The sequence below is a fragment of the Caulobacter radicis genome, from assembly GCF_003094615.1.
Classification (GTDB): Bacteria; Pseudomonadota; Alphaproteobacteria; order Caulobacterales; family Caulobacteraceae; genus Caulobacter; species Caulobacter radicis.
Map to the genome: position 1 here is coordinate 282893 of NZ_QDKO01000020.1, position 9045 is coordinate 291937.

Consider the following 9045-nt stretch of genomic DNA (forward strand, 5'->3'; position numbering starts at 1 on the left):
CAACAGGCCCTCGGCTCCCGTCCTTGTTCTAGCGCAAAGTCCTAACGCTGCGGATCGCGCGACAGGGCCTGGGCCACGAGCAGGCCCGCCGCGCCTACGGCGGCCAGCACGATCCAGGCCTTATACACGGCCGCGATCCCGGCGTCGCGCCAGAGCACGGCCTGATAGGCGTCGATCACCCAGGCGTGGGGCGTCAGCCAGCCCAGACTCTGAAGCCAGGCGGGCATCAGGAAGCGCGGAGCCATGCTGCCGCCGATCGCCGCCAACACCAGGATCACGAAGGTCGACAGCATCTGGGCCTGATCGCGCGTGCGGCACAGCGAGACGAGGCCCAGGGCCAGGCCCGCCGAGCAGACGCCGGCCGCCAGCGTGGTGGGCAGCCACAGCACGAAGTGTTGCAAGGCCTCGACGCCGTAGATGGCCTGCGCCACCACGAAGATCATCACCGCCTGCACGAAGGCCTGGGCGGTCAGGAACAGGAACTTGCCGGTGACCACCGGGCCCATGCCCGCCACGCCCGCCAGCAGGCGGTCGGCGACGCCGGCGCGGCGCTCCTCCATCAGCGACAGCGCCCCCTGCATGGCCGAGAACAAGGCGAACAGGATCATCACGGCGCCGGCGTAGTAGGCGATCACCGCCCCGCCCTTGCGAGCGCCGGCGATGTCCTCGCGGTCGAAAAGGTCGTCCTTCACGGGCTGGGGCTTCTCGCGCAGCTGCGCCGCGGCGGCGTCGATGCGGGCCGACTGCACGGGCGTCAACTCGCCCAGGGCCGGCGCGACGGAGTCGATCGACCGGCGCAGCGCCGCGTCGGGAGCGGCGGCGGCCAGGGCCTGCTGGGTGCGGGCCTGGGCCAGCGGCGCGGCGACGGCCCGCGAGGGGTCGGCGACGATCAGGAACGGCTTGCCCGGGGCGGCGGGGTCGGCGCGGATCACGAGGCCCGCGTCGACCTGGCCCGACTTGACGCGCGAGCGCACCGCCGCCGCGTCGGGGGCGGTCTCGGCCCGCAGTTCGGGGCTCTTGAGCAGGGCGGCGGCGACCCGGCGCGAGGCGTCGGTGCGGGCCAGGTCGGCCACGGCCAGCTTGGGCTGCAGGTTGTCGCCCGAGGTTCCGGCGAACACTGACGAGAAGATCAGGAACACCAGCGGCGGCAGCAGGAAGGTCATGACCAGGGCCGCGCGGTCGCGCCACAGCTCCAGCGCCATGACCCGCATCATCGCCAGCGACATGGCCAACCGCCCGCTCATGCGGCCTTCCGCTCGGCGACCAGGCTGAACAGGTTGGCCAGCGACGGCTGGCGCACGCGGATCTCGCGCGGGGCCAGGCCCAACTGGCGCAGGCGCGCATCCAGCCGCCCCGCCGCGCCATAGCCGCCGCTGTCCAGGCGGGTCCAGACGCCCGGACGGCGGGTCGGCTCCAGGCCTTCGGCGGCGAGGTGGATCTCGCCGGCCATGTCGAGGCCTTCCGCCAGATGGACCAGGATCTCCATCTGGTCGCCGAAGGCTTCGGCCACCAGGGCGCGGGGTTCCCCCTCCAGCACCATCGATCCGTCGCGCAGGAAGCCGACGCGGTCGGCCAGGGCCCCAGCCTGATCGAGGTCGTGGGTGACGATCAGCACCGCTACCCCCAGGCCGCGCAGGTCGCGGATCACCGCGTCGACGGCCTCGCGGGCGTCGATGTCGACCCCCACCGTGGGCTCGTCGAGGATCAGCAGGGTCGGCTCGTGGACGATGGCCGCGGCGATGTTGGCCCGGCGCTGCAGGCCGCCCGACAGGGTGCGCACCGGCGCATCGGCGCGATCCAGCGTGCGGGTCAGCTCCATGGCCCGGCGCACGGCCGCCGGCGCCTTGGCGCGCGGCACCCCGGCCAGGGTCGCGAAGGTCTCGATGTTCTCGCGCACCGACAGGTTGGCGTAGAGGGCGATCTCCTGCGGCACGAGGCCGAGCCCCGCCCGGGCGGCGGGCGTGCGGGCGGGATCGGCGCCGTTCAGCAGCACGGTCCCCGCGTCCGGCCGCAGGCGGCCACAGATGGCCCGCACCAGGGTGGTCTTGCCCGCCCCGTTGTGGCCCAGCAGAGCGTAGATCTCGCCCGGATGCAGCGACAGGCCGACGCCCTTCAGGACGCGGCGATCGCCATAGGATCGCACCACGCCTTCAGCCACGAGAATGGGGGCCGCCGGAACAGGCTCTGGATTCACGCCGCCGCCTTGCGCGCGGCGAACAGCCGTCCGGCATAGGCCCCCAGCAGCCCGCCGCCGCCGGCCGCGGCCAGGGCGGCTTCGGCGGCCGCCAGGTGCTCTTCCATGGCCGCGCGGGCCCCGGAGACGCCCAGGCGCGAGACGGCGGTGGTCATGGACGCGTCCTTGCCGGTGTCCTTGCCGGCGGCCTCGACCGAGCCCTCGGCGTCGATCAGGTCGTCGCGGATCTGGAAGGCCAGGCCCACCCGGCGGGCGAACTCGCCCACCTGCTCGACGGCCGCCTCGTCGGCGCCGCCGATCAGCGCCCCGACCTGAGCGGCGGCGATGATCAGCACGCCGGTCTTCTCATGGTTCAGGCGGTCGATCTGGCTCATGTCGCGCAGCTGATCGCGATCGAGCAGGTCGCGGGCCTGGCCGGCGACCAGACCCATGAAGCCCACGGCCTCCGCCGCGCGGCCGCAGACCTCGGCCCGCAGCTCGCCCGGAAGGCCCTTGTCGGCGGCGATCACGGCATAGGCCTGGTTCAGCAGGCCGACGCCCGCGAGGATCGCCGTGGCCTCGTCGAAGGCGCGGTGGATGGTCGGCAGGCCGCGACGCAGGCCCGCATCGTCCATGGCCGGCAGGTCGTCGAGGATCAGCGAGGCGGCGTGGATCATCTCGAAGGCGCAGGCCGCGTCGAGCGCCGCGCCGTCATTGGCGCCGAAGGCCTCGGCGGCCAGCAGGGTCAGCATCGGACGAAAGCGCTTGCCCGGCGCCAGCAGCGAATAGCGCACGGCCTCGACCAGGCGGTCCGGCGCGGCGCCATGCGCCGGGGCCAGTTCGGCCAGGCGGCGGTCGACGCGCGCCCGCAGGCTTTCCACCCGCGTCAGCAGTCCCTGTTGCAAGGCGACCTGATCGTCCATCTCGCGAGTCGAGCTCCCCGCCCCTCCAGGAGCCAGTCATTTGAAGGCGCCCTGTCGCGGCGTCAACCCGAGCGCGCAGCGGGCGGCTCTTGACCCCGGCCGCGCGCGGCGCGTCCATGGCGGCATGTCCAAGCCCCTGCCCTCTCCCGCCGACCACGCCCGCGAGATCCTGGCCCGCCTGGGCGTCGCCGGCCTTTCCGCCGACGGCGGGACCGCCGTGCGAACGCCGATCAACGGCTCGACCCTGGCCCATGTCGCCTTCGACGACGCCAAGGCCATCGAGGCCAAGGTCGCGGGCGCCGCCCGCGCTTTCCGCGCCTGGCGCTGCGTTCCGGCCCCGCGCCGGGGCGAGCTGGTCCGGCTGCTTGGCGAGGAACTGCGCGCGGCCAAGGCCGACCTTGCCGCCCTGGTGACGCTGGAGGCTGGCAAGATCGCCTCCGAGGGCGCCGGCGAGGTGCAGGAGATGATCGACATCTGCGACTTCGCCGTCGGCCTGTCGCGCCAGCTGCACGGCCTCACGATAGCATCCGAACGCCCCGGCCACGCCATGCGCGAGACCTGGCATCCGCTGGGGCCGGTCGCGGTGATCAGCGCCTTCAACTTCCCGGTCGCGGTGTGGGCATGGAACGCTTGCCTGGCCCTGGTCTGCGGCGATCCGGTGATCTGGAAGCCGTCGGAGAAGACCCCGCTGACGGCCCTGGCCACCCAGGCCCTGCTGGATCGCGCGCTGGCCCGCTTCGGCGACGACGCTCCGGCCGGGCTGTCATCGGTGGTGCTGGGCGGCCGCGACGCCGGCGAACGCCTGGCGCGCGATCCACGCATCCCGCTGGTCAGCGCCACCGGCTCGACCCGGATGGGCAAGGCCCTGGCCCCCGTCGTCGCCGAGCGCTTCGGTCGCTCGATCCTGGAGCTGGGCGGCAACAACGCGATGATCGTCACGCCCAGCGCCGACCTGTCGCTGGCCCTGCGCGCCATCGTCTTCTCGGCCGCAGGCACGGCCGGCCAGCGCTGCACCAGCCTGCGCCGTCTGATCGTCCACGAGAGCGTGGTCGACAAGGTCGCCGACGCGGTCGAGGCCGCCTTCGCCCGCCTGACGGCCGGCGATCCGCGCCAGGACGGGGTGCTGCTGGGGCCGCTGGTCGACAGGACGGCTTACGAGGCCTTCGTCCACGCCGTCGACCAGGCCCGGGCCGACGGCGCCATGGTCACCGGCGGCGAGCGGCTGAACGAGACCGAGGCGCCCGAGGCGTTCTATGTCCGCCCCGCCCTGGCCCGCCTGCCCGCGCCGACCGCCGGCATGGCCCGCGAGACCTTCGCGCCGCTGCTCCATGTCGTGCCCTATGCCGAGTTCGAGGACGCGGTGGCGATGCAGAACGACGTCCCCCAGGGCCTGTCCTCCTGCGTGATGACCAACGACATGCGCGAGGCCGAAGGCTTCCTGGGTCCCTGGGGCAGCGACTGCGGCATCGCCAACGTCAATATCGGCCCGTCGGGGGCCGAGATCGGCGGGGCGTTCGGCGGCGAGAAGGAGACCGGCGGCGGGCGCGAAAGCGGCTCGGACGCCTGGAAGCAATACATGCGCCGCCAGACCGCGACCGTGAACTATTCCGGCGCCCTGCCCCTGGCCCAGGGCGTGCGGTTCGACCTGTAGGACAAGCTGCGCCATATAAACTTTTTGCGAGAGTGAAGAAAATCACACCCTGAAATTGCACCCACTCATAGCGTGCGCTCCGCTCATTCCCGAGCCGGAGGCAAACGTCATGTCGGCCTATCCCATCGCCATCTACGGCAACGGCCTGTTCCAGGACGGCTATCCCACCCCGCCCGTGCCCTACACGACGCAGGCGCAGCAGCTGAACCAGGGGATCACCACCGTGATCCTGTGGTCGATCCACATCCATGACGGCGGCGATCTCTATCTGAACGACACGCTGTTCGTCAGCAAAGGCCAGGTCAAGTACGCCACCGACGGCTCGAGCGGCGTCAATCCGGACTATCCGGCGCTGGTGAAGCAGCTGATGAGCGGCGGCAGCGTGCGCGACCTGATCGTCTCGGTCGGCGCCTGGGGCACCACCAGCGACTTCACCGCCTGGCTGGGCGCGCGCGACCAGGTCAAGACGAACCTCGCCGTGCTGCAGTCGACCTTCGGGATCACCGGCGTCGATTTCGACTACGAGGGCGACTACACCGCCAACGACCGGAAGATGATCGTCACCCTGACGCTGGATGTCGGGTCGCTGGGGCTCTACGCCACCTACTGCCCCTACACCGCCACCGACTTCTGGACCGGCTGCCTGGCGGACGTCTACGCCCAGAACAACAACCAGCAGATCGTCAAGTGGATGAACCTGCAGTGCTACGCCGGCGGCGCGGGCAACGACCCGACCCAATGGGCCCAGGCCGTGCAGCAGACGCCCAACACCGGCGTCGCCAACCCCTACGCCTTCATCGTGCCCGGCTATGCGGTCGAAGGCGCGCAGGGCGAGGGCCCGGCCTCCATCCAGCAGGTGTTCTCGCAACTGGCCGGTTCGGGCATCACCGGCGGCTTCCTGTGGAACAGCAGCGGCATCTTCTCGACCGAGCCCTCCGGCGGGCCGACGCCGGCCGACTACGCCGCGGCGATCAACAACGGCCTGGGCGCCTCGACCTCGGCCCGCGAGGCGGTCGACGCCTGACGTCGCCCTGACGCCCTCCTGCCCCCGCTCCGGCCGGTCCGCGAGCGGGGGGCTTTATGGGTCGCATCCCCGGACGCATCACCCTAGGGTAACCGCGACTTCAATGGTCGTGAGGTGAGCGTGCAGACTGTCGAGATCGTCCTGGCCCTTCTGGCCGCCGTCGTCCTGAGCGGCGCGGCCGCCCGGTTCCTTCCCCTCGCCGTCCCCGCGCCGCTGGTGCAAATCGGCCTGGGCGCGCTGATCGCGATGGTCACCAAGACGCCTGTCTCGCTCGACCCGCACCTCTTCTTCCTGCTTTTCCTGCCGCCGCTGCTGTTCCTCGACGGCTGGCGCATTCCCAAGGACGAGTTCTTCAAGGACTTGCCGATCATCCTCGAACTGGCGCTGGGGCTGGTGGTGCTGACCGTGGTCGGCGTCGGCCTGCTGATCCACTGGATGATCCCGTCCATGCCGCTGGCCGTGGCCTTCGCCCTGGCCGCGGTGATCTCGCCCACCGACCCGATCGCGGTGTCGGCCATCGCCCAGCGGGTGCCGATCCCCAAGCGGCTCATGCACATCCTCGAGGGCGAGTCGCTGCTGAACGACGCCTCGGGCCTCGTTTGCCTGCGCTTCGCCATCGCCGCGGCCCTGACCGGCAGCTTCGTGCTGCACGAGGCGGTGCTGAACTTCGCCTGGGTGGCGCTGGCGGGCATAGCCATCGGCGTGGTCACCACCCTGGTCGTCACCACCCTCAACGCCTGGCTGACCCGCGCCGGCGCCGAGGACGCCGGTCCCCAGACCCTGGTCAGCCTGCTGATCCCGTTCGCCGCCTACCTGCTGGCCGAGCGGGTGCACGCCTCGGGCATCCTGGCCGCCGTCGCCGCCGGCGTGGCCATGAGCTTCTCGGAAGTCGCCCGCCAGACCGTCGCCGCCACGCGCGTCCGCCGCAACATGGTCTGGGACACCCTGCAATTCACCGCCAACGGCGTGATCTTCGTGCTGCTGGGCGAGCAGCTGCCATCGATCCTGGCCGGGGCGGTCGAGACCGTCCGCTCCACCGGCCACCACGAACCCTGGTGGCTGGCCATCTATGTCGTGGCCATCACGCTGAGCCTGGGCGTGCTGCGCTTCGCCTGGGTGTGGGGGTCGCTGAAGCTGACCCTGCTGCGTGCGCGCCGGCGCGGCGAGGACCGCGCCAGCCCCGACTGGAAGATCATCACCGCCACGGCCTGCGCCGGGGCGCGCGGCGCCATCACCCTGGCCGGCGTGCTGACCCTGCCGCTGGTCACGGCCGCGGGCGAGGCCTTCCCGGCCCGGGACCTGGCCATCTTCCTGGCGGCCGGCGTGATCGTGCTGTCGCTGCTGATCTCCAGCATCGCCCTGCCGCTGCTGATGAAGAACCTGCAGCTGCCGCCCGAGACGGCGGGCCTGGAGAACGCCGAGCGCGCCCGGGCGACCCTGGCGATCGCCGCCGTCCATGCGATCGAGCACATGCAGTCGTCCTCGCCCCACGCCGCCGACGCCGACTTCCAGACGGCCTCGGCGCGGGTGGTCGACGTCTATCGCGACCGCCTGGACGGCCTGACCCAGACCGGCGAGGTGGCGCTGGCCGCCCGTCGCGGCCGGGGCTTCGAGAAGGAGGTTCGCCTGGTCGCCGTACAGGCCGAACGCCAGGCGCTGCACAGGCTCCTGCGCCAGCGGGCCGTGGACGGCGCCATCCAGGCCAAGCTGACGCGCGAACTCGACCTGGCCGAGGCGCGTCTGCGGATCTGACGCTCAGAGCGTCAGCGACACGTCGATGATCGCCCCGGCGCCGGGGGTGAACGGGCCCCAGTCCTTGTGGATCGGAGCGCCCGCCTTGTCGGCGCCGGCCAGGCTCAAGGTGTAGGTGGTTCCCGGCGCCAGCACGTGGCCGGCCACCGGCGGAAAGCGCATCTGGTTGGAGACGAAATCGCTCGCCCAGGGCGGCGGGGCGGTCTTGCCGCTGATCATGCCGACCAGCACGGCCGGGCCGGCGTCGCTCAGCAGCAGCACCTGCACGGGGCCGACGGCGTCCTTGCGCTGCAAGGTGACGCTGAACCAGGCCTCGGTGGCGGCCGGACGCGGCGTCGCGCCCTCGGCCGGGCCGATGCGCCGGAAGCCCAGGGCCTTGAGGATGTTGTTCACCCCGGCGCTGCCGCCGGCCAGGACGAGGCCGGTGATGAAGACGCCCAGCCCCCCGAGCGGCGAGACCTCGCCCTGCCCGCCGTAGAGGGCCTGGTACAGCGAGGCGACGACGTCGAACTTCAGGCCATGAGCCACCAGCCAGCCGACGATCACCGCCACCGGGGTGCGCAGGCCACGGCTGCTGAAATGGTTCTGGAAGACCCGCCAGCCGAACAGCACGGCCAGGGCCGACTCCAGCACCACGGCGATGGCCAGCACGCCGAACAGGATGCGGAAGATGGTCTCGTATTCCAGCGCCGACAGGTCGGCCGCCTCGGCGCGATCCTGGGCCCCGCCGGTGAGGGCTCCATCGGGCGCCGGGACCGGCGTGGCGGCGGGCGTGGAGAAGGTCGCCGTCCCGTCCTGGAGCGGCGGGGCCTGGGCCGGCGTCTGGGCGTGCGCGGCGCCGAGCCCCAGCGCGGCGGCAAGGCAGAGCACGGCCATTCCGCGCGCCCAATGGTTCGTCTTCATGGTTCCCCCCGGAATTGTCGAGGCCCTACACAACCACGAAGCGATGATGCGGATCAATGTTATCGGAGGGCGTATAGCCTCCCCCTGAATGGGGAGGTGGCCCGGAGGGGGAGTTGTTCCTGAGGCCGAACACCTCTCCCGTAAAATCCCCGCGAAAGCGGGGACCCAGGCTTTTTCTGAAACCCACGGCGCTCGACGATAAAACACCTGGGTCCCCGCTTTCGCGGGGATTTTACGGATTAGGGATGGCGGGAGCCTCTTCCCCCTCAGTCGCTCCGCGACAGCTCCCCCTTCAGGGGGAGCATCTCGTGCCTAAAGCGGAATGTTGTCGTGCTTCTTTGCGGGGTTGGTCAGGACCTTGCCCTTGAGGGAGTGCAGGGCCCGGACGATGCGCTTGCGGGTGCCGTGGGGCATGATGACGTCGTCGACATAGCCGCGGGATGCGGCCACGAACGGGTTGGCGAAGCGGTCCTTGTATTCGGCCTCGCGGGCGGCCAGCGCCTGCGGATCCTTGGCCTCCTGGCGGAAGATGATCTCCACCGCGCCCTTGGCCCCCATCACCGCGATCTCGGCGGTGGGCCAGGCGTAGTTGAAGTCGCCGCGCAGGTGCTTGGAGCTC

At 71.4% G+C, this 9045-nt stretch carries 8 protein-coding genes; 3 read left to right on the plus strand and 5 right to left on the minus strand.

Annotation, left to right across the window (positions count from 1 at the left end):
* Positions 1-41: 41 nt before the first annotated feature.
* Genes DDF62_RS13025 through DDF62_RS13035 form a run of 3 tightly spaced genes read right to left on the minus strand, consistent with a single transcriptional unit; the run spans position 42 to position 3096 of the window.
* Positions 42-1244, minus strand: a complete 1203-nt coding sequence (locus DDF62_RS13025; RefSeq protein ID WP_116489489.1) for an ABC transporter permease — start codon at positions 1242-1244, stop codon at positions 42-44.
* Positions 1241-2194 (minus strand): ABC transporter ATP-binding protein, encoded by a 954-nt coding sequence (locus DDF62_RS13030; RefSeq protein WP_116489490.1) that lies wholly within the window; start codon positions 2192-2194, stop codon positions 1241-1243. The genes DDF62_RS13025 and DDF62_RS13030 overlap by 4 nt, the downstream gene beginning before the upstream one ends.
* Positions 2191-3096: a polyprenyl synthetase family protein gene (locus DDF62_RS13035; RefSeq protein ID WP_116489491.1), complete on the minus strand. Its 906-nt coding sequence runs from the start codon at positions 3094-3096 to the stop codon at positions 2191-2193. The genes DDF62_RS13030 and DDF62_RS13035 overlap by 4 nt, the downstream gene beginning before the upstream one ends.
* Positions 3097-3220: 124 nt before the next feature.
* Here DDF62_RS13035 and amaB point away from each other — a divergent pair, with 124 nt between their 5' ends.
* The 3 genes from amaB to DDF62_RS13050 all read left to right on the plus strand — a co-directional run bounded on the left by amaB (position 3221) and on the right by DDF62_RS13050 (position 7523).
* Positions 3221-4747 carry an L-piperidine-6-carboxylate dehydrogenase gene (gene amaB / locus DDF62_RS13040; RefSeq protein WP_116489492.1) on the plus strand — a complete coding sequence of 509 codons (1527 nt, stop codon included), beginning with the start codon at positions 3221-3223 and terminating at the stop codon, positions 4745-4747.
* A gap of 109 nt (positions 4748-4856) precedes the next feature.
* Complete coding sequence (locus DDF62_RS13045; RefSeq protein WP_116489493.1) at positions 4857-5771, plus strand: glycoside hydrolase family 18 protein; 915 nt, start codon at positions 4857-4859, stop codon at positions 5769-5771.
* A 114-nt stretch (positions 5772-5885) separates the two neighbouring features.
* Positions 5886-7523, plus strand: coding sequence for a Na+/H+ antiporter (locus DDF62_RS13050; RefSeq protein ID WP_341871573.1), 1638 nt, complete (start codon positions 5886-5888; stop codon positions 7521-7523).
* 3 nt (positions 7524-7526) lie between these two features.
* Here DDF62_RS13050 and DDF62_RS13055 read toward each other — a convergent pair whose 3' ends face one another.
* The gene (locus DDF62_RS13055) at positions 7527-8426 is read right to left on the minus strand and encodes a hypothetical protein (protein WP_133244922.1); all 900 of its coding nucleotides are present in this window, start codon (positions 8424-8426) and stop codon (positions 7527-7529) included.
* Positions 8427-8738: 312 nt separating this feature from the next.
* A partial coding sequence (locus tag DDF62_RS13060) for a carboxyl transferase domain-containing protein (RefSeq protein WP_279629651.1) occupies positions 8739-9045 on the minus strand: 307 nt, incomplete at its 5' end.